The sequence below is a fragment of the Billgrantia montanilacus genome (assembly GCF_003336675.1).
Taxonomy (GTDB): Bacteria; Pseudomonadota; Gammaproteobacteria; order Pseudomonadales; family Halomonadaceae; genus Halomonas; species Halomonas montanilacus.
This window is the reverse complement of the sequence record NZ_QPII01000022.1, coordinates 42,583-62,083: the sequence shown is the minus strand read 5'-3', so window position 1 is coordinate 62,083 and position 19,501 is coordinate 42,583. Positions and strand designations below refer to the sequence as shown.

21 protein-coding genes are annotated in these 19,501 nt (G+C 61.4%); 19 read left to right on the top strand and 2 right to left on the bottom strand.

Going from position 1 to position 19,501, the window contains the following annotated elements:
- Positions 1 to 233: 233 nt before the first annotated feature.
- Positions 234 to 965, top strand: a complete 732-nt coding sequence (locus tag DU505_RS20180; protein ID WP_114480760.1) for an LrgB family protein — start codon at positions 234 to 236, stop codon at positions 963 to 965.
- Positions 966 to 978: 13 nt separating this feature from the next.
- Here the strand turns inward: DU505_RS20180 and DU505_RS20175 are convergent, their stop codons facing one another.
- The gene (locus DU505_RS20175) at positions 979 to 1,335 is read right to left on the bottom strand and encodes a phasin family protein (RefSeq protein WP_114480759.1); all 357 of its coding nucleotides are present in this window, start codon (positions 1,333 to 1,335) and stop codon (positions 979 to 981) included.
- Between the two features lie 191 nt (positions 1,336 to 1,526).
- On the opposite strand from DU505_RS20175, the gene DU505_RS20170 reads away from it, so the two are divergent.
- From DU505_RS20170 to DU505_RS20150, 5 genes are all read left to right on the top strand, one after another.
- Entirely contained in the window at positions 1,527 to 1,700 is a 174-nt protein-coding gene (locus DU505_RS20170) for a DUF2970 domain-containing protein (protein WP_114480758.1), read from the top strand.
- Positions 1,701 to 1,895: 195 nt separating this feature from the next.
- Positions 1,896 to 3,014: a cytochrome c oxidase subunit II gene (gene coxB, locus DU505_RS20165; RefSeq protein ID WP_114480757.1), complete on the top strand. Its 1,119-nt coding sequence runs from the start codon at positions 1,896 to 1,898 to the stop codon at positions 3,012 to 3,014.
- Between the two features lie 73 nt (positions 3,015 to 3,087).
- On the top strand, positions 3,088 to 4,725 hold the full coding sequence (gene ctaD / locus DU505_RS20160; RefSeq protein ID WP_114480756.1) for a cytochrome c oxidase subunit I: 1,638 nt from the start codon (positions 3,088 to 3,090) through the stop codon (positions 4,723 to 4,725).
- 35 nt (positions 4,726 to 4,760) lie between these two features.
- A complete protein-coding gene (locus DU505_RS20155) occupies positions 4,761 to 5,354 on the top strand; it encodes a cytochrome c oxidase assembly protein (protein ID WP_114480755.1) in 594 nt (197 codons plus the stop codon).
- Positions 5,351 to 6,208: a cytochrome c oxidase subunit 3 gene (locus DU505_RS20150; protein ID WP_114480754.1), complete on the top strand. Its 858-nt coding sequence runs from the start codon at positions 5,351 to 5,353 to the stop codon at positions 6,206 to 6,208. The genes DU505_RS20155 and DU505_RS20150 overlap by 4 nt, the downstream gene beginning before the upstream one ends.
- A gap of 95 nt (positions 6,209 to 6,303) precedes the next feature.
- On the opposite strand, the gene DU505_RS20145 is transcribed toward DU505_RS20150, so the two are convergent.
- Positions 6,304 to 6,501 (bottom strand): DUF2909 domain-containing protein, encoded by a 198-nt coding sequence (locus DU505_RS20145; RefSeq protein ID WP_114480753.1) that lies wholly within the window; start codon positions 6,499 to 6,501, stop codon positions 6,304 to 6,306.
- On the opposite strand from DU505_RS20145, the gene DU505_RS20140 reads away from it, so the two are divergent.
- The 13 genes from DU505_RS20140 to pheT all read left to right on the top strand — a co-directional run bounded on the left by DU505_RS20140 (position 6,500) and on the right by pheT (position 19,471).
- Entirely contained in the window at positions 6,500 to 7,264 is a 765-nt protein-coding gene (locus DU505_RS20140) for an SURF1 family protein (RefSeq protein WP_114480752.1), read from the top strand. The genes DU505_RS20145 and DU505_RS20140 overlap by 2 nt on opposite strands.
- Before the next feature lie 55 nt (positions 7,265 to 7,319).
- Entirely contained in the window at positions 7,320 to 7,901 is a 582-nt protein-coding gene (locus DU505_RS20135; protein ID WP_245948102.1) for a hypothetical protein, read from the top strand.
- A gap of 67 nt (positions 7,902 to 7,968) precedes the next feature.
- Complete coding sequence (locus tag DU505_RS20130) at positions 7,969 to 9,033, top strand: COX15/CtaA family protein (protein ID WP_245948101.1); 1,065 nt, start codon at positions 7,969 to 7,971, stop codon at positions 9,031 to 9,033.
- Between the two features lie 37 nt (positions 9,034 to 9,070).
- A complete protein-coding gene (gene cyoE / locus DU505_RS20125) occupies positions 9,071 to 9,973 on the top strand; it encodes a heme o synthase (RefSeq protein WP_114480763.1) in 903 nt (300 codons plus the stop codon).
- A 206-nt stretch (positions 9,974 to 10,179) separates the two neighbouring features.
- On the top strand, positions 10,180 to 10,980 hold the full coding sequence (cysQ, locus tag DU505_RS20120) for a 3'(2'),5'-bisphosphate nucleotidase CysQ (RefSeq protein ID WP_181872884.1): 801 nt from the start codon (positions 10,180 to 10,182) through the stop codon (positions 10,978 to 10,980).
- A 66-nt stretch (positions 10,981 to 11,046) separates the two neighbouring features.
- Complete coding sequence (locus tag DU505_RS20115; protein ID WP_114480749.1) at positions 11,047 to 11,514, top strand: DUF2489 domain-containing protein; 468 nt, start codon at positions 11,047 to 11,049, stop codon at positions 11,512 to 11,514.
- A 266-nt stretch (positions 11,515 to 11,780) separates the two neighbouring features.
- On the top strand, positions 11,781 to 12,455 hold the full coding sequence (locus DU505_RS20110; RefSeq protein WP_114480748.1) for an OmpA family protein: 675 nt from the start codon (positions 11,781 to 11,783) through the stop codon (positions 12,453 to 12,455).
- Between the two features lie 262 nt (positions 12,456 to 12,717).
- Positions 12,718 to 14,616 (top strand): threonine--tRNA ligase, encoded by a 1,899-nt coding sequence (gene thrS / locus DU505_RS20105; RefSeq protein WP_114480747.1) that lies wholly within the window; start codon positions 12,718 to 12,720, stop codon positions 14,614 to 14,616.
- Complete coding sequence (gene infC / locus DU505_RS20100) at positions 14,594 to 15,190, top strand: translation initiation factor IF-3 (RefSeq protein WP_479688581.1); 597 nt, start codon at positions 14,594 to 14,596, stop codon at positions 15,188 to 15,190. Before thrS ends, infC begins: the two co-directional genes overlap by 23 nt.
- A gap of 86 nt (positions 15,191 to 15,276) precedes the next feature.
- Positions 15,277 to 15,471 (top strand): 50S ribosomal protein L35, encoded by a 195-nt coding sequence (gene rpmI / locus DU505_RS20095; protein ID WP_043517630.1) that lies wholly within the window; start codon positions 15,277 to 15,279, stop codon positions 15,469 to 15,471.
- Between the two features lie 37 nt (positions 15,472 to 15,508).
- Positions 15,509 to 15,862, top strand: a complete 354-nt coding sequence (rplT, locus tag DU505_RS20090; protein WP_043517631.1) for a 50S ribosomal protein L20 — start codon at positions 15,509 to 15,511, stop codon at positions 15,860 to 15,862.
- 152 nt (positions 15,863 to 16,014) lie between these two features.
- A complete protein-coding gene (pheS, locus tag DU505_RS20085; RefSeq protein ID WP_114480745.1) occupies positions 16,015 to 17,034 on the top strand; it encodes a phenylalanine--tRNA ligase subunit alpha in 1,020 nt (339 codons plus the stop codon).
- A gap of 55 nt (positions 17,035 to 17,089) precedes the next feature.
- Positions 17,090 to 19,471 carry a phenylalanine--tRNA ligase subunit beta gene (gene pheT / locus DU505_RS20080; protein ID WP_114480744.1) on the top strand — a complete coding sequence of 794 codons (2,382 nt, stop codon included), beginning with the start codon at positions 17,090 to 17,092 and terminating at the stop codon, positions 19,469 to 19,471.
- Positions 19,472 to 19,501 lie beyond the last annotated feature (30 nt).

The window sequence follows — 19,501 nt, the reverse complement described above, 5'->3', positions numbered from 1 at the left end:
TCACGAACCACTGCTGACGCGCTCTTGCCGTACTTGAGGTAGAGCTCCACTGCCCTTATGCGATCTTCATACGAATACATGAACTACCCTCGATGTAGTCCAAGATTCCGTCCGCACCCCCGCATGGATCTATTGCCCATCGTGTTGACGCTGATTCTGTCGACGGCGTTGACGCTGGCGGTGACCGCATGGGTGCTGGATCAGTTGCAGCGCCGCTGGCGCGGTAAGGCAGAATGAGCGTCGTAGCGCTGGATCAGCTATGGGTTTACCTGTCTGGTAATCCGCTGCTGTCGCTGCTGGCGACGCTGCTGGCGTTCATGGTGTCGGTGCGTATCAATCGGGCTCTGGGCGGTACGCCCCTGGTACATCCGGTGACCCTGTCCATCGCCATGCTGGTCGGTTTCTTGCTGCTGGTGGATATGGATTACGCCACTTACTTCGAGGGGGCGCAGTTCATCCATTTTCTGCTGGGGCCCGCCACCGTGTCGCTGGCCATTCCGCTATATGACCACCGCGAGCGTATTCGCCGCCTGCTTTGGCCACTGTTGCTGGCCTGCCTGGTGGGGATATTGACCGCAGTGGGTTCGACGATCGCTGTCGCCATGGTGTCGGGGGCACAGATCGAAACCATTCTGAGCTTGGCACCTCGCTCGGTGACGTCGCCGATAGCCATGGGTATTGCCGAGCAGGTCGGGGGCATTCCCTCACTTGCAGCGGGGCTGGTCTTGCTGACGGGTTCGATCGGCTGTGCATTGGGGCCGCTGCTGTTCCGGGTGATGGGAGTTAGCGACCCCGGCGTGCAGGGGTTCACGCTAGGCTTGGCAGCCCATGGTTTCGGTACCGCCCACGCATTTGCCAGAATCGGGGCGGTAGCGGGAGCCTTCTCGGGGCTTGCCATGGCCTTGACCGGCCTGTTGACGGCCTTCCTCCTGCCACTACTGGTCAGGGCGTTCGGGCTGGGCTAGGCGTAGCCGACTGTTAGAGCTCTTCCCATATCCGGGTCCGGAAGTCGTGTGACAGGCTGGCGACGTTCTTCATTCGCTCCATGTGCTGTTCCGCCACCTCCTTGGCCAGCTCCTGGTAGCACTCGTTCATTTTCGCGGGGTCGCCCTGATGGGTCGCATAGCATTTGGCGATGCGCTGGCTCGACTCGGCAAGCGCCGAGAGGAAGCGGGCTTCCTGTTGCATGATCTCCGACAGGTTCTCCATCCAGGCCAGTTGCATGCGGGTCATGGGTGTCGCGCCCTGCATCCATTGCTGGGTCCACCACTCCATGATGGGCCGGGTTGCCTCGAACGGGGAGTTGGCACTGGGGTCGGGCTTCTTGCTGGTCATGACGATCTCCTGGGGCGGATGGTAATCGAGGCTTTTCCAATACTTGAAGTGTAGCCCAGGGCGTGGCGTGTGGTGGTGATTTTGCTGCGTCGCATTATGCTACTTTGTGATGGAATTCGAGGAAGTGGTTATCCGAGCCCGGGCCTGCTGTGGCATGCTATGGTCATCCGGAATGGTCGTGAGGATCACGCATGTGGCGAGTGATAAAGTCAGTGTTGGCGGCTTTTCTGGGAGTCCAGAAGGATGCACGGCGGCGTGAGGATTTCGAGGAGGGTAACCCGATGGCCTTTATCCTCGTCGGTATCGTCATGGCGCTGCTGTTTGTGGGCTTGATTGCCCTGGTGGCGATCTGGGCGGCGGGTTGAGCCGAACGCGGTCATGGCGTGCTGCGTTGACTGGTGCGTTAGACAGAATGAGGGATCAGGAGCAGTGACTTTCGGGTCCCGTCTCCATATAATCTTTGCAGAAGCGGCTAATGTTCTTGCGCTTGCGTGAGGACCCCCGTCCCTGACATTCGGGGTTGCCATTGCTACGACAACTACAAACATCGGGAGGCGTCGATGCGCACTCTGCTCGTATGGTTGGCAGGGGGCTTGTCCCTTGTCGGCTCGAGCCAGGCAGCTCTGGCCAGTGGCTGGAACATGCCGGTGGGGGTAACAGACCTCAGTAGAGAAATCTACAATCTGCACATGGTCATATTCTGGATCTGCGTGGTCATCGGAGTGGTCGTGTTCGGGGTTATGTTCTACTCCCTGATTCGCCATCGCCACTCCAAGGGCGCTAAGGCGGCCAATTTCCACGAGAACACCACCGTGGAAGTGATCTGGACCGCAGTCCCGCTGCTGATCCTGGTCGGCATGGCCATTCCCGCCACGGCGACGCTGCAGAAGATCTACGACCCTTCTGATGCCGAACTGGATGTCATGGTCACCGGCCAGCAATGGCGTTGGCGCTATGAATATCTCGGTGAAGACGTCGCCTTCAACTCGAGCATGGCGACACCGCGAGCTCAGATACGCGGAGACGAGGATCGCGGCATAAACTATCTGCTGGAGGTCGACGAGCCTCTGGTCCTGCCGATCAACCGCAAGGTTCGCTTCCTGTTTACCTCCGATGACGTCATTCACGCCTGGTGGGTGCCGGATCTCGCCGTGAAACAGGACACCATTCCCGGCTTCATCAGCGAGAACTGGGTCAACATCAACGAGCCGGGTATCTATCGCGGCCAGTGTGCCGAGCTGTGTGGCGTCGATCACGCCTTCATGCCCATCGTGGTTCACGCCATGGAAGAGGACGAATTCGAGACATGGCTGGCTGAGCGGAAGGAAATGGCCGCCGAGGAAGCGCTTGGCGTCGACCGCGAGTGGGAGTTGGACGAACTCATGGAGCGTGGCGAGGGCGTCTACGGCAGCATCTGCGCCTCTTGCCACCAGCCGGAAGGTCAGGGCTCTCCGCCGGCATTCCCGGCTCTGGCCGGCAACGAGCAACTTCTCTCCGATATCGACTGGCACAAGGACACCATCATCAATGGTGTCTCCGGTACTGCCATGCCGTCGTTCCGTACCACGCTCAATCCTGTCGAGCTTGCCGCGGTGATCACCTATACCCGCAACGCCTGGGGCAACGACACCGGCGATGCGGTGCAGCCTGCAGACATTGCCGAGCAGCTGGAACGCTGATCACGGCCACGGCGCTTTTGCCGTGGCCACCCTGCGCCTCGACATAACAAGACAATGAATCTGGAGATTTCCGATGGCCCCTAAGGTACCTCCTCAGCCTACCCTCGAGCAGAGCAGCACCGCCGCGGAAGCTGGGCATGGACACGCCCATGAAGCGCCCCCCAAGGGCCTCATGCGCTGGCTACTGACCACCAACCACAAGGAGATCGGCTCGCTCTACCTGATCTTCTCGCTGGTCATGTTCTTCATCGGGGGTATCTTCGCCCTGGTGGTGCGCCTGGAGCTCTTCCAGCCCGGCCTGCAGTTCGTCAATCCGGAATTCTTCAACCAGATGACGACGATGCATGGCCTGATCATGGTCTTCGCGGCGGTCATGCCGGCCTTTACCGGGCTGGCCAACTGGATGATTCCGCTGCAGATCGGGGCGCCGGACATGGCCTTGCCGCGCCTCAATAACTTCAGCTTCTGGCTGTTGCCGGTTGCCTTCGGCCTGCTGTTGTCGACGCTGTTCATGCCGGGAGGAGGGCCCAACTTCGGCTGGACCTTCTACGCGCCGCTTTCCACCACCTATGCTCCGCCCTCGACCACGTTCTTCATTCTGGCCCTGCACATTGCCGGTATCAGTTCGATCCTGGGCGCCATCAACATCGTCGCCACCATTCTCAATATGCGTGCACCGGGCATGCGCATGATGGACATGCCGCTGTTCGTGTGGACCTGGTTGATCACCGGCTTCCTGCTGATCGCGGTGATGCCGGTGCTCGCCGGGGTGGTCACCATGATGCTGATGGACATCAACTTCGGCACCAGCTTCTTCAATGCCGCGGGCGGGGGTGATCCGGTCCTGTTCCAGCACCTGTTCTGGTTCTTCGGGCATCCCGAGGTGTATATCATGATCCTGCCGGCTTTCGGGATCGTGTCGGCGATCATCCCTGCCTTTGCCCGCAAGCGCCTGTTCGGCTACGCCTCGATGGTCTATGCCACCGCCGCCATCGCCTTGCTGTCGTTCATGGTCTGGGGGCACCACATGTTCGCGGTCGGTATGCCGCTGGTGGGGCAGCTGTTCTTCATGTATGCCACCATGCTGATCGCCGTGCCCACCGGGGTGAAGGTGTTCAACTGGATCGCCACCCTGTTCCAGGGTTCGATCAGTTTTGAACCGCCGATGCTGTTTGCCCTGGCCTTCGTGGTGCTGTTCACCATCGGTGGCTTCTCTGGACTGATGCTTGCCATCGCACCGGCCGATTTCCAGTATCACGATACCTACTTCGTCGTGGCGCACTTCCACTATGTGCTGGTGCCGGGGGCGATCTTCGCGATCATGGCGGGGGTCTACTTCTGGCTGCCTAAGTGGACTGGCCACTATCCCCATGAGCGCCTGTCACAGTGGCACTTCTGGCTGTCTGTCATCGGGGTCAACCTAACCTTCTTCCCGATGCATTTCTCGGGTCTTGCCGGTATGCCGCGCCGGATTCCCGACTACGCCCTGCAGTTCGCCGACTTCAACATGGTGTCGAGCCTTGGTGCCTTCCTGTTCGGTTTCTCCCAGCTGCTGTTTGTAGCCGTAGTGATCCTGTGCGTGAGGGGCGGGAAGAAAGCGCCGGCAGCAGCCTGGGGCGACTACGCCGACGACCTTGAATGGAGCGTGCCGAGCCCGGCTCCGCTGCATACCTTCGAAACACCGCCGAACTACCAGCGCCCGGCTCACTGAGCCGGCGTGCCGGCATGTGACAGGAGGAGCGAAGCATGAGTGACAACGAGATGGACACTCAGGGCGCGGGGGTGAGGCGCACGGTATGGCGCAGTGTGGCGGCCTTGGTCGGTATGTTCGCTTTCGCCTTTGCCCTGGTGCCCCTGTACGACGTGTTTTGCCGCGTCACGGGTATCAACGGCAAGGTGGACACCAACGCCCAGGCATTGGTCCATGACAACATGGATGAGTCGCGAATGGTCACCGTGCAGTTCATTACTCGCAACGGTTCCGGCTTGCCGTGGCGCCTGGATGTGGAGACCCGTCAGGTGCGCATTCACCCGGGTCAGACATCCGAGGTGAACTTCACCTTCAACAATCAAAGCGGTGCCGAGAGCTGGGGGCGTGCGGTGCCCAGCGTCTCGCCATCGACCGCTACGCGGCATGTGCGCAAGGCCAGCTGTTTCTGTTTCGAGGAGCAGCGGTTGGAGGCCGGTGAGCGGCTCGAACTGCCGCTGGTCTTCCAGCTGGATCGCGATCTACCCCCCGAGATCAATACCGTCACCCTGGTCTATACGCTATACCCCGTTGACGGCAAACAAGCGCCGCTTCAGGCCGCTGCAAAGACCATTGAAGGAGATGAGGCATGAGTGGCAGCTATTACGTACCTGCAACCAGCAAGTGGCCGGCGCTTGGCTCCCTGGCACTGGGCATGATGATGATTGGTACCGGCATGATGCTGGTGCATGGTCGTGGCACCATTATCATGCTGCTGGGGCTGGCGGGTGTGGTGGCCGTGATGGCGCTCTGGTTCCGCGATGTCATAGTGGAGTCCCGCAGCGGGCTCTATGACGCCCAGATGGATCGCTCCTTCCGCTGGGGCATGGGTTGGTTCATCTTTTCCGAAGTGATGTTCTTTGCGGCCTTCTTCGGCGCATTGTTCTACGTGCGGATGTTTGCCATTCCATGGCTGGGAGGCGAGGGAACGAAGGGGCCCACGGCGCTGTTGTGGCCTGAGTTCACGGCCCATTGGCCGCTGCTCAGCCCGCCCGATGCATCGATTTCCGGGCCAGCACAGGTCTTCAGCCCGTGGCACCTGCCGTTGGTCAACACGCTGATTCTGATTTCTTCCAGCATCACTCTGACCGTGGCGCACGAGGCGCTAAAGGAAGGGCATCGCAAGATCTGCCGCAACTGGCTGGCCGGCACGGTGCTGCTGGGCCTCTGCTTCATCGTGATCCAGGGTGTCGAATATTATGAGGCCTATGCGCATTACGGCATTACCCTCGAGGCGGGCATCTATGGCGCCACCTTCTTCATCCTTACCGGTTTCCATGGGGTGCACGTCATCCTGGGTACCTTGATCCTCATCGTCATGCTGGCGAGGATTATTCGGCGCCACTTTTCGCCCGAAGAGCACTTTGGCTTCGAGGCGGCCTGCTGGTACTGGCACTTCGTGGATGTGGTCTGGGTGGGCCTGTTCCTCTTTGTCTACGTATTCTGAACCTGAAGGGTGCCGCCGCGCAGGTCTCGATGATTCGAAATCTCTCGCCCAGTCCATCCGGGCTGAGCGGGAGATCGATATGAGAGGCCGGGGATTCAGGCGGCGGCCAGCTCGCCGAAATAGAATCCGTAGAACAGCAGTGCAATCAGTACTGCGGCCAGGGTCACGCGGATCTTCAGTGAAACCAGCAGACGGCGGGACTGGCTGTCGTCGCGCAGCAGAAAGCCGACGCCGGCTGCCAGGCTGGTCACCATGGCCAGGAATACAACGGCGATCAGGGTCTTCAGCAGCATGAGTTACTCCATCAAGGGTCAGGGGGGAAGCGGGGAAAGGGTGCCGGGGGCGCATCTTCCCGGCTGGCGACTGGGCCTATGGTACGTGATCTGGTCGCTGCTGGTGACACTCGGTCTGGCCCTCGGACTATGGCAGTGGGAGAGGGCCGACGACAAGCGCGACTATCTCGCCAGGCTCGACGCAGCACCAACGCTGGAAGCGCCCGCAATGGCTCCTCCGGAGGGAACGCGACTGACACTGCGCGGCGAATATCTGGAAGACGACACCCTGTTTCTCGATAATCGTACACTCAACGGTCAGCTGGGTGTGGCAGCCTTGACCCCACTGCGCACCGTGGATGGTCAGCTGTGGCTGGTACAGCGCGGCTTCATGGCCACAGGTCCGATACGTGAGACACCTGAAGTGGAAACGCCACAGGGGGAAGTGACGCTAAGAGGGCGCTGGCAGCAAGCTGGTGATTCGGGTCCACTTTATGGCCCGAACCGCGAAGAGCAGCGACTGCAGCAGATCGATCTCGCCGCCTGGAGGCTGTCGCCTGGATTTGCTCATGATGGCTGGCTGCACCTGGAGGAGGGCGGCGGTCTTCTCGAGCCATGGTGGGAGCCCAGCGTGATGCCGCCCGAGCGCCATGTGGGTTACGCGGTACAGTGGTGGGGGCTGGCACTCGCGGCCCTGGCCATGATGATCGTCGGTGGGCGTCGGCTATTCAGGGATCGTCGTGCTTCGCAGGAGCGCCCTGCGAAAGGTCCGCAAGAACGGTAATCGTAGAAATCGGTACACTAGGGCTCGTAGAGAGCTCTCAGCAAAAGGTAGAGACGTGCAAGAAAAGCCGGTTGAGCAACACATTGACGAGCAGGATGCCGTGAGGGCGCGTCGCCAGCGCTTCAAGCTGCTGGCATTGATCGCAATCTTTGCCATACCTGTGATAACTGCCTGGGTCATGGTGGAGTGGCGAATCGGCATTCCCGATCAGCGTACCGCCCATGGTGAGCTGGCGCCCGAGGTGCCGACCTTCGACCACTGGCCGATTGTCGAGCCTCGGCAGGCCCTGGAGGCGGGAGACTGGATACTCGCGTTCGACTGCAGCAGCAACTGTGAAGCCCACGCCGATCAGTGGTGGCGCCTGCATCGCGCCCTGGGTCGCGAAGCGCCCAGGGTCAGCCGCTTGCGCATCGGTGGCGCTGGGCCGGCGCTGCCGGGCGAGTCTCTGGGTCAGTGGGAGCAGGTGCCCGAGTGGCAGTCGCCGGGCCGTGTCTGGCTGCTCGACCCTCAGGGTCACGCCGTGCTGACCTACACCAGCGAAGTGGAGCCTCGTGACGTACTGGATGATGTCACTCATCTGTTACGCATGAATCCTGACAAGCGAGCGGCACCGGAGCTCGAGGTTGGCAGTCGCTGAGTCGTCGTCTCGCGCGCTCGCCGTAAGCATGAACAAGTGGCAAGCAACATCGATGAGGAACGAAACAATGCACGGCGTTTCGCTGCGGGGCCGGGATAATGCGTCTCGGGTGGGCTTGTTGCTCACCCTGAGCCTGCTGGGCATCCTCTTCACCAGTACTGTGATCCTGGTGGGGGTGTGGACGCGCCTGGTGGATGCGGGGCTGGGGTGCCCGGATTGGCCCGGCTGTTATGGGCGCCTGGTGGTTCCCGATGCCGAGCGTGCCATGGCCCACTCTCCGGATGCGCCGCTGGAAAGCTTCAAGGCCTGGGTGGAGATGATTCATCGCTATATCGCCTCCGGCCTGGGCCTGTTGGTGATCGCACTGCTGGTGGCGGGAGCCGGTTTGCGAAAATACCAGGGCTACCCCTGGGGTGTGAGCCTGGCACTGCTTGTGGTGATTCTGCTGCAGGGGGCTTTCGGTGCGTTCACCGTCACGCTGAAGCTGTGGCCCCAGGTGGTGACGATGCATTTGCTGGGAGGGTTGGCCGTACTGCTGCTGTTTGTCTGGCTCCACCTGCGTCTGCGACGGTTTGCGTCCGGCGACACGGGCGAACGCCCGCGACGGCGGCTAACACCGCTCTGGGGGCTGGCCATTCTGCTGCTGCTGTTGCAGCTGGCCCTGGGCGGCTGGGTTTCCAGTAACTATGCCGGTATCGCCTGTCAGGGGTTCCCGACCTGCAACGGTCAGTGGTGGCCGGAGATGGACTGGAGCGAAGGTTTTCATCTGACCCAGACGGTAGGCCCGAACTATCTCCACGGGCAGTTGCACGCGGATGCCCGAATGGCCATACAGCAGGGCCATCGCATTGGCGCGCTGCTGCTTGGACTGACCCTGTTGGCATTGGCCGCGCGCTACTGGCGTGAGGCGCGACTCAGGCCTTGGCTGGGTGGGTTGGTAGGGATATACGTCCTGCAGCTGGGTTTAGGCGTTGCCAATGTGCTGATGTGGCTGCCGCTCTGGCTGGCATTGCTGCATACGGCCGGTGCAGTGGCGTTGGTGCTGTGTCTGGCGCTGGCGGTGTGGCATTGGCGAGAGCCCGTGGGGGACGTGAATACAATACGACAGGACAAGGAGTGGGCGCATGTCTAATGCGGTAATGAAGCGAGCGGGACTGAAGCGCGCTCTGATGGCGCCCTTCAATACCCAGGGCGCTACCGACTGGACCTGGCAGGATCTGCTCACGCTGTGCAAGCCGCGAGTCGTCGTCGTCATGCTGGCCTGTGCGCTGGTCGGTATGGCTCTGGCGACGCCGGTATTACCCCCGCTGGCTACGGTGGTGTTCGGGCTCTCGGGGATCGGTCTGGCGGCGGGTGGGGCGGCTGCGTTCAACCATGTGGTCGATCGGCGGCTGGATGCCATGATGCTGCGGACATCGCGTCGTCCGTTGGCGAGTCGGCGTATGCCCACGGCACTGGCGCTGGGCTGGGCCTCGTTGCTCTCCGTGGCGGGCATTCTATTGCTGCTGTGGCAGGTCAATGCCTTGACGGCCTGGCTGACTCTCGGCTCGCTGATCGGCTACGCGCTGATCTATACCGCCTTCCTCAAGCGGGCCACACCGCAGAACATCGTCATCGGTGGCGTTGCCGGAGCGGCGCCACCGTTGCTTGGGTGGACGGCAGTTACCGGGCAATTGGGCCCGGAGCCACTGCTGCTGATGCTTATCGTGTTCGCCTGGACGCCGCCTCACTTCTGGGCCTTGGCGATACACAAGCGCGATGAATATGCCCGTGCCGGTGTACCCATGCTGCCGGTCACCCATGGCGAGGCGTTCACACGCTTGCAGGTTTGGCTTTATGGCTGGCTGACCGTTGCCGTAACGATGATGCCATTCGTCATCGGCATGAGTGGTGCGGTCTATCTCATCGGGGTCATGGCGCTCAATCTTCGGTTCATGTACTGGAACTGGAAGGTGTGGCGTGGCCAAGATCCACAGGCCCCCCTGGCCGCTTTCTGGTTCTCGATTCGCTATATCCTCGGGGTGTTCGGGGCGCTGCTCCTTGACCACTATGCGAGCCTCTGGATGATGTGATCCGGCGTGCCACCACATGCAGGCATGGAGTTGCTCGTGCCGGGACCGTGTTCCTGCATGTGCGGCCGACTCGGTCGAACCATCGTCGCTCCTGGGTGCAACAGCCTGCCTGGCACTCTATTATACTTTGGTGGATGCTTGGCTTCAGCGTAGGGGAAGCTGGTTGCAGATTGCATCGTTAGCCATGCATGCGAGAGGGGGTGGCCATGTCTGTCGGCAAGGCACCGGTTGAACTGCCGAGTCTGGAAGCGCTTCGCTGTCTCTGCGAAGCGGCGGGGCGAGATATCCTTGCCATCCGCAAGGCGAGTCGAGATGTCCAGTACAAGCTCGATGGGAGCCCTGTCACCGAGGCGGATCGCGCCGCTCAGCGCCGCCTTGAAGAAGGCCTGCCTCAGCTGATCGGCCTGCCGGTGCTTTCCGAGGAGCGGGTAGCGCCCCCTTGGCTGGATCGCAGCCAGTGGCTGAGCTACTGGCTGGTCGACCCTCTGGACGGTACGCGTGACTATGTCGATGGCTATGACGACTTCACCGTCAATGTGGCGCTTGTCCGGGATGGGGCTGTGCTACTCGGCATGGTGCACGCCCCGGCTGCCGGATTGACCTGGGCCGGCGGTTCGGGCCTGGGTGCCTGGCGGTGGAGGGAAGATGTGCGCGAGCCCTTGGCGGTTCGCATCGGTACGCCGCTGCGAATCGTCGCCAGTCGTAGCCATCTCGACGATGAAACCCGGCGTCTGGTGGCTGGCTTTCCCGATGCGCAATTGCAGCGATGCGGCAGTTCGGTGAAGTTTTGCCGGATTGCTGAAGGCAGCGCCGACGTCTACCCGCGGTTCGGTCCTACCTGTGAGTGGGACACCGCCGCGGGACAGGGTGTCCTCGAGGGGGCTGGCGGTGCTGTGCTAAGCCTCGAGTCGGGGCGGGCATTGCGCTACAACACCGGTGACAGTTTGGTGAACGGGCCTTTTGTGGCCTGCAGTGATCTGTCCCTGGTTGCCCATCTTCTGCCGTGAGCGTGTCGATTGGCCCCACCTGAGGTACAATTCGAGCCAATTCACAACCACAGGCTGGAAGACGCCATGACGACAACGACTGCCCTGATCCTGCTTGCGCTGGGCGTGGCCATCATTGCCGGTATGGGCGCATACGCCTTCACTCTCTGGCGTGAGGTCAAGCGTCGGCAGGCGGTGCAGAGGGATGAGCTTCAACGCGCCCACAATAACTGCCTCGAAAACCTCGAGATTGTCGCCTCCTCCCTGTTGCAGGAGCAGGTGGATGTCACCGAAGGCGCCTGGCGCTGCAAAGTGTTGCTGGAGATACTCGACCCCCAACTGATGGAACGGCCGGCCTTTCGTCCCTTTGGCGAGGTGTATGCCCGGACCCAGCACTTGCACACCCACTCGGCACGCAAGGCACTCGCGCCCCGCGATAGAATGCGGGAAGACCGCGAACGTCTGCAGGTGGAGGCGGAGTTGCGCCAGCCCGTGCTGCAGGCGGCGGCCGAAGTGCTCGCGTTTCGCCGGGGCTGGCCCGAAAGCCTGCACTGACGGTGAAAATCCTTGAACATGAGGCTACTGTACAAAAATAATACAAAAATTTCCCATTGAAACGCTTTGCGTGTTTCGGCACGCTTGTATTGCCTCTATGTGCGTTTGACACTGAGCCCACCTAATACTTCGACAGTTGAATTAGGTTATGCTTTGAGAGAGGCTGAATACAGCCTACACTAGGAACAACCGGGTCCCAGAATTCCCGGATATTTCGGGTCCTCGACAATGGATTGCCCGAAGATGAATCAAGAAGGAGTCTTGTAATGAAAAAATCTACGACTGGCTTGCTGTTAGGTTCTGCTCTCGTGATCGGCCTTTCAGGCTGTGCTAGCACTCAGGGTGGAGGTGCATCCGCATCTTCAGAACGCCCCTGGTATCAGCAACCCGTAGTCTGCGGTATTGCGGGCGGCCTGATCGGCGGCAGCATCGGGTATGCCACCAGCGGCAGCTCCGATGAGGATACCGGCGCGGCTACTGGCGCAGTTGCCGGTTCTGCCATCGGTGCGCTGCTGTGTGCGGACCGTACACCGGAACCGGTTGCCCAGCCCGCACCTGAGCCGATGCCGGAGCCTGCCCCGGCACCTGCGCCCGAGTTCGAACCGGTAGTGCTGGATAGCGAAGTCACCTTCGCCTTCGACTCTGCCGATATTCGTCCGGGTGCACACCGCGAGCTCGACCAGGTGGCTAACACTCTGCGTGAGAATCCCGGGATGCGTGTCCGCATCGAGGGACACACCGACCACGTCGGTTCTGCCGAGTACAATCAGGGCCTGTCCCAGCGTCGTGCTGAGTCCGTCAGGGACTTCCTCGTCTCTCGCGGGATTGCTGCCAACCGCATGACTACCGTCGGTCATGGCGAGTCACGTCCGGTCGCCACCAACGAGACTGACGAAGGTCGCGCGCAGAACCGTCGCGTGGAAATCGTCAACTGGGACTGATCGCTTGATCGGACCCGTGGCCTGAACCAAGGTCATTGCAGTACACAGGGGCACCTTCGGGTGCCCCTGTTGCGTTCTGTGTCCCTGTTCTGTCTTGTGCCGGCTGGGAGGCGTGGCGTGAGAAGGGGGGCATCTGGTAGTCTTGTCGGCTGTCGTGACTGTCACGCGCTGTTTTGAACCATTTTGACCTAGTTTGAACTACGCCACTCACTGCGGCACGTGATCCCTGGTATGGATCACCACTGCGCACAAGGACGCTTCAATGCCCATCGTGACCCTGCCGGATGGCAGCCAGAGAACCTTCGACGAACCTCTTTCCGTGATGCAGTTGGCCGAATCGATCGGGCCGGGCCTGGCCAAGGCCTGTGTTGCCGGCAAGATCGATGGCGCGCTGGTGGACGCTGCCGACGTCATCGATCATGACGCCGAAGTGGCTATCATCACCGCCCGGGATCCGGAGGGCCTCGAGGTCATTCGCCATTCCTGCGCCCACCTGATTGGCCATGCGGTCAAGCAGCTCTATCCCGAGGCGAAGATGGCAATCGGGCCGGTGATCGACGACGGCTTCTACTACGATATCGACTTCGGTGTTTCCATCACCCCGGACGATCTGGCCGCGATCGAGACGCGCATGAAGGCGCTGATCGACGAGGAGTATGACGTGGTCCGCGAATACGTGGACCGCGACCAGGCGATGTTGACCTTTCTGCATCGCGAAGAACCCTACAAGCAGGAGATCGTCCGCGAGATTCCCGAGGGTGAGACGATTCGTCTCTATCAGCACAAGGAATATATCGATATGTGCCGGGGGCCTCACGTGCCCAACACCCGGCACCTGAAGGCGTTCAAACTGACCAAGTTGGCCGGTGCCTACTGGCGTGGCGATGCCAGCAACCCGATGCTGACGCGGGTGTACGGTACGGCCTGGGGTGACAAGAAGCAGCTTAAGGCCTATCTCCAGCGCCTCGAGGAGGCCGAGAAGCGCGATCACCGCAAGCTGGCCAAGCGCATGAACCTCTTCCATTTGCAGGAAGAGGCGCCGGGCATGGTGTTCTGGCACCCTAACGGCTGGACCCTCTATCAGGCGCTCGAACAATACATGCGCCGGATCCAGGTCGAGCATGGCTATCAGGAGATTCGCACCCCGCAGGTGGTCGATCTGTCACTGTGGAAGAAGTCCGGTCACTGGGGGCATTACAGCGACCTGATGTTCACCACCGAGTCGGAGAAGCGCGAATACGCGGTGAAGCCGATGAACTGCCCCTGCCACGTTCAGGTGTTCAATCAGGGGCTGAAGAGCTACCGCGATCTTCCCCTGCGCCTGGCCGAATTCGGCAGCTGCCACCGTAATGAGCCGTCCGGTTCGCTGCACGGCCTGATGCGAGTGCGCGGTTTCACCCAGGACGATGCGCATATCTTCTGCACCGAGAAGCAGATTCAGGCCGAAGCGGAAGACTTCATCGCCCTGACGCTCAAGGTGTACAAGGAGCTGGGCTTCGACGACGTGGAGCTCAAGCTGTCGACTCGCCCCGAGGGCTTCATGGGCGAGGCGGGGCTGTGGGACCGGGCCGAGCAAGGGCTGGAGGCGGCACTCGATGCCACGGGTCTTGAGTGGGAGCTACAGCCGGGTGAAGGTGCGTTCTATGGACCCAAGATCGAATTCGCCCTGCGCGATTGCCTGAATCGTGTCTGGCAATGCGGTACACTGCAGTTGGATTTCAATCTGCCCGGTCGTTTGAGCGCCCAGTTCGTCGATGAAGACGGTGAGCGCAAGACGCCGGTCATGTTGCATCGAGCCATTCTCGGCTCCTTCGAGCGCTTCATCGGCATCCTGATCGAGCACTATGCCGGAGCCATGCCGCTCTGGCTGGCGCCGGAACAGGTGGTCGTGATGACAATTACCGATGCGCAGCGCGACTATGCGGTACAATTGGAGCGTCGCTTGCAGAAAATCGGTCTTCGCGTCAAGGCGGACTTGAGGAACGAGAAGATCGGCTTTAAAATCCGCGAGCATACGTTGCAGAAAGTTCCCTATCTCCTTGTGGTAGGGGATAAGGAAGTCGAAGCCGACTCGGTTGCCGTGCGCACCCGCACCGGCGAAAACCTCGGAGTCCAGACCGTCGATGAATTTATCGAACGTGTTCGGGCCGAAGGTTGGTAACGACACTGTCAATTACCGGAACGGAGACGGAACGATCAAGCGAAGCAGCCAGCGCGGACGTCCTCAGGACAAGCGCCCCCCAATGAACGAGCGTATTACCGAGGATCAGGTACGCCTGATCGACAGCGACGGCGAGCAGCTGGGCGTCGTGCCCACCAGTGAAGCACTGGAGCGAGCCGAAGCGGCCGGTTTGGACCTCGTCCAGATTTCCAATGCCGACCCCATCGTCTGCAAGATCATGGATTACGGCAAATTCGTCTTTGAGCAGAAGAAGCAGAAGGCCGCTCAGAAGAAGAAGACGAAGCAGATACAGGTCAAGGAAGTGAAATTCCGGCCTGGCACCGACGAGGGCGATTATCAGGTCAAGCTGAAAAACCTGACTCGTTTCCTCGAAGGTGGCGACAAGGGCAAGGTCACGCTGCGTTTTCGCGGCCGTGAAATGGCGCACCAGGACATCGGCCGCAAGCTGATGGAACGGATCGCTGCGGATCTCGAGGAGATCGGGACCGTGGAGGCCTTCCCCAAGATGGAAGGGCGCCAGATGATCATGATCATTGCCCCCAAGAAGAAGTGATCCGACGGCCAGTCAAACGGATGGTCGGCGTCAAAGCCGACCATAGGCCACGGATTATCTAAAAAACTCGAGCGGAGAATTTCCTCATGCCGAAGATCAAGACCAACAGTGGCGCTGCCAAGCGCTTCAAGAAGACTGCCAATGGCTTCAAGCACAAGCAGTCGTACCGTAGCCACATCCTGACCAAGAAGTCGACCAAGCGTAAGCGTCACCTGCGTGGTACGAAGCTTATCCACGACGCCGACAAGGCCCTCGTTCAGCGCATGCTGCCGAACCTGTAAGCCTCTGCTTGTTCTTTTTTAACGTCAGGAGAAAGCTATGACTCGTGTCAAGCGTGGTGTCGTCGCTCGTCGTCGTCACAAGAAAGTATTGAAGCTGGCCAAGGGCTACTATGGCGCCCGTTCACGCGTTTTTCGCGTGGCCAAGCAGGCTGTCATCAAGGCAGGCCAGTATGCCTATCGTGACCGTCGCAACCGCAAGCGTCAGTTCCGTGCCCTGTGGATCCAGCGTATCAACGCCGGCGCCCGTCAGCACGGCATGTCCTATAGCCGTTTCGTCGGTGGCCTGAAGAAGGCCGGTATCGAGATCGACCGCAAGGTGCTGGCCGATCTGGCTGTTCACGAGAAGGCCGCCTTTGCTGCCATCGTCGAGAAGGCCAAGGCTGCCCAGTAAGCGATTCCGACCGATGGCGTCGGGCCGGCGTTGGCCGGTCTCCTTCAACGCCAGACCGTCGCAGGGGAAGAGCAGCCGCTCTTCCCCTGTTTTTTTGTCGATCGAAACTCGACGTTTTTTCAGTCAAGATCAACGATTTCGGAGCTCAACGGATGGACCATCTACCCACACTGGTCACCGAGGCCCGTCAAGCCATCCAGGCCGCCGACAACATCGTGGCGCTCGATGAGCTGCGCGTGCGCTATCTCGGCAAGAAAGGCGAGATTACCGCTCAGCTCAAGGGGCTGGGCAAGCTGCCGGCCGACGAGCGTCCCGCGGCAGGCGAACGTATCAACCAGGCCAAGCAGGCGCTGGCCCAGGAGCTCGACGAGCGTCGGCAGGCCTTGTCCAGGGCGGCACTGGAGGCTCAGCTGGCCGCAGAGCGCATCGACGTGACGCTGCCCGGCCGTGGCCAGCCCAGCGGTGGCCTGCATCCCGTGACGCTCACCCTGGAGCGCATCGAAGGGCTCTTCACCCGGATCGGCTATGACGTTGCCGTGGGGCCGGAAATCGAGGACGACTACCACAACTTCGAAGCGCTCAATATTCCCGCTCACCATCCTGCGCGGGGCATGGCCGATACCTTCTATTTCGATGCCACCCGGCTGCTGCGTACGCATACGTCGCCGGTTCAGGTGCGCACCATGAAGGAGCAGGCGCCACCGATTCGCATCGTCTGCCCGGGGCGGGTCTATCGTAGCGACTCCGACCTGACGCACACGCCCATGTTCCACCAGGTGGAAGGACTGTTGGTCGACGAGGATGTGAGTTTTGCCGATCTCAAGGGCACCATCGAGGACTTCCTGCAGGCCTTCTTCGAGCGGGATGATCTCTCGGTGCGCTTCCGTCCTTCCTATTTTCCCTTCACCGAACCTTCCGCCGAGGTCGATATCCAGTGCGTGATGTGCAGCGGTGAGGGCTGTCGCGTCTGCTCCCAGAGCGGCTGGCTGGAGGTGATGGGGTGCGGCATGGTGCATCCGGAAGTGTTCCGCCATTCGGGCATCGACTCGGAGCGGTACAAGGGCTTCGCCTTCGGCATGGGCGCCGAGCGCCTGGCGATGCTGCGCTACGGTGTCAATGACCTGCGGCTGTTCTTCGACAACGATCTGCGCTTCCTGCGCCAGTTCGCCTGATCGGGCGGCGTTACATGAACTGTTACATGAACTTCGGCAGAACACGGGATTAGTTATGAAATTTTCCGAACAGTGGCTGCGTGAGTGGGTCTCGCCGCAGCTGGGCGCTCAGGCGCTGGCCGACCAGATCACCATGGCCGGGCTTGAAGTGGATGCCATCGAGCCGGTGGCGGCGCTCTTCAGTGGCGTGGTCATCGCCGAGGTGGTGGGCAAGGCGCCGCATCCTGATGCCGACAAGCTCAATGTCTGCCAGGTCATCGATGGCAGTGGGGAGCCGGTTCAGGTGGTCTGCGGCGCAGCGAATGTGGTAGTCGGCCAGAAGGTGCCCTTCGCCCGCGTCGGTGCCGTGCTGCCCGGCGACTTCAATATCCGTAAGGCCAAGCTTCGCGGCGTGGCGTCCTGCGGCATGATCTGCTCCGCCTCGGAGCTGGGCCTGGAGGAGGAGACTTCGCCGGGTATTCTCGAGCTGCCGCTGGAGGCGCCGGCGGGGGAGGACTTCCGTGCCTGGATGGGCCTCGACGACAACACCATCGAAGTGGACCTGACACCCAATCGCGGTGACTGCCTGAGCCTCAAGGGGCTGGCCCGGGAGGTCGGCGTACTCAACCGGCTGCCGGTGATATCGCCGGACGTGACGCCTGTGCTGGCGACGCATGACGAGACCTTTCCGGTTCGTGTCGAAGACGTGGAGCGTTGCCCGCGCTATATCGGGCGCCTGATCAAGGGCGTCGACGTGGCGGCCGCAACGCCGCTTTGGATGGTCGAGCGGCTTCGCCGCAGTGGCGTACGTTCCATCGACCCGGTGGTCGACATCACCAACTACGTGATGCTCGAGCTGGGCCAGCCCCTGCATGCCTTCGACCGTGCCAACCTGCATGACGGCGTGGTCGTGCGCCTGGCCCGAGAAGGCGAGCGACTGGTACTGCTCGATGGGCAGGAGATCACCTTGAGTGCATCGACGCTGGTGATCGCCGATGAGCGCGGCCCGCTGGCCATTGCCGGGGTGATGGGGGGGGAGGACTCGGGCGTCAGTGCGGCGACACAGGATATCTTCCTTGAGGCTGCCTACTTCTCGCCGCTGGCCGTGGCGGGCCAGGCGCGCGCCTATGGCCTGCATACCGATGCGTCGCATCGCTTCGAGCGAGGCGTTGACCCCCAATTGACGGAGGACGCCATCGAGCGGGCCACGGCCCTGCTGCTGCAGATCACCGGGGGTGAGCCGGGCCCGCTGGTCGACGCGACGAGCCAGGCGCAGCTGCCCGCCGAACGTGAAGTGACGCTGCGCGCTGCACGCCTCGAGCAGGCGCTGGTCAAGCAGCTGCCGGGCGAGGAGGTGACCGAGATACTTCAGCGGCTGGGTATGGTGGTCGATACCACCGCCTCCGGTTGGAAGGCGAGGGTGCCAAGTTGGCGTTTCGATATTTCCATCGAAGAGGACTTGATCGAGGAAATTGCGCGGATTCACGGCTACAACCAGCTTCCGGTACGTCGTCCTTCCGCACGGCTTGCGCTGCGCCCGGACCATGAGGCGCGAACGCCACTGTGGCGCCTGCGTCGGCAGATGGTGGCGCGGGGTTATCAGGAAGCGGTGACCTACAGCTTTGTCGCTCCTGACCTTCAGCAGGCGTTGTTGCCCGATGCGGTATCGCCCCGGTTGGCCAACCCCATCTCCAGCGATCTCTCGGTCATGCGGGCGAGCCTATTCCCGGGGCTGGTCCGAGCGCTGGAACATAACCTGAATCGACAGCAGAACCGTGTGCGCTTGTTCGAGGCGGGCCTGGTGTTCCGTGGGGATCTGGACGATCTTCAGCAGACGCCAATGATTGGCGCGCTGGCCTGCGGTTCCCGCGAGCCGGAAGGCTGGACTGGTGGTCGTGACAAGGTGGATTTTTTCGACATCAAGGGTGACCTGGAAAGCCTGATTGCCATGGGCGGGGAGGCGGATGCCTGGCGCTTCGAGCCCGGTGAGCACCCCTCGCTACATCCGGGGCAGAGCGCGCGCATCCTCTATCGCGGGGAGGCAGTCGGCTGGATCGGTGCCTTGCATCCAGGGGTCAAGGCCGCATTGGGCATCAAGGCCGATGCGCTTCTCTTCGAGGTCAGGCAGGATGCCCTGACTCATGGCGTACTCCCGTCCTTCGTGCCGCTTTCCCGCTACCCGGAAGTGCGGCGAGACCTGGCGTTCATGGTCGAGGAGGATCAAGCGGTACAGTCGCTGCTCGACTGTGTGCGGAAAAAGGCCGGCCAGTGGCTCGAGGAGCTGCGACTTTTCGATGTCTATCAGGGCAAGGGCGTTACAGAAGGGTACAAGAGCGTTGCCTTGGGCTTGACCTGGCAGCATCCTTCGCGCACGCTGAATGACGAGGAAATCAATCAGTTGGTCGATGCCATTGTCGCCGAATCGCATCAGCACCTGGGAGCCGAACTGCGCGGATGACATTTTCGGTCGTCATCGGAAGGGGAACTC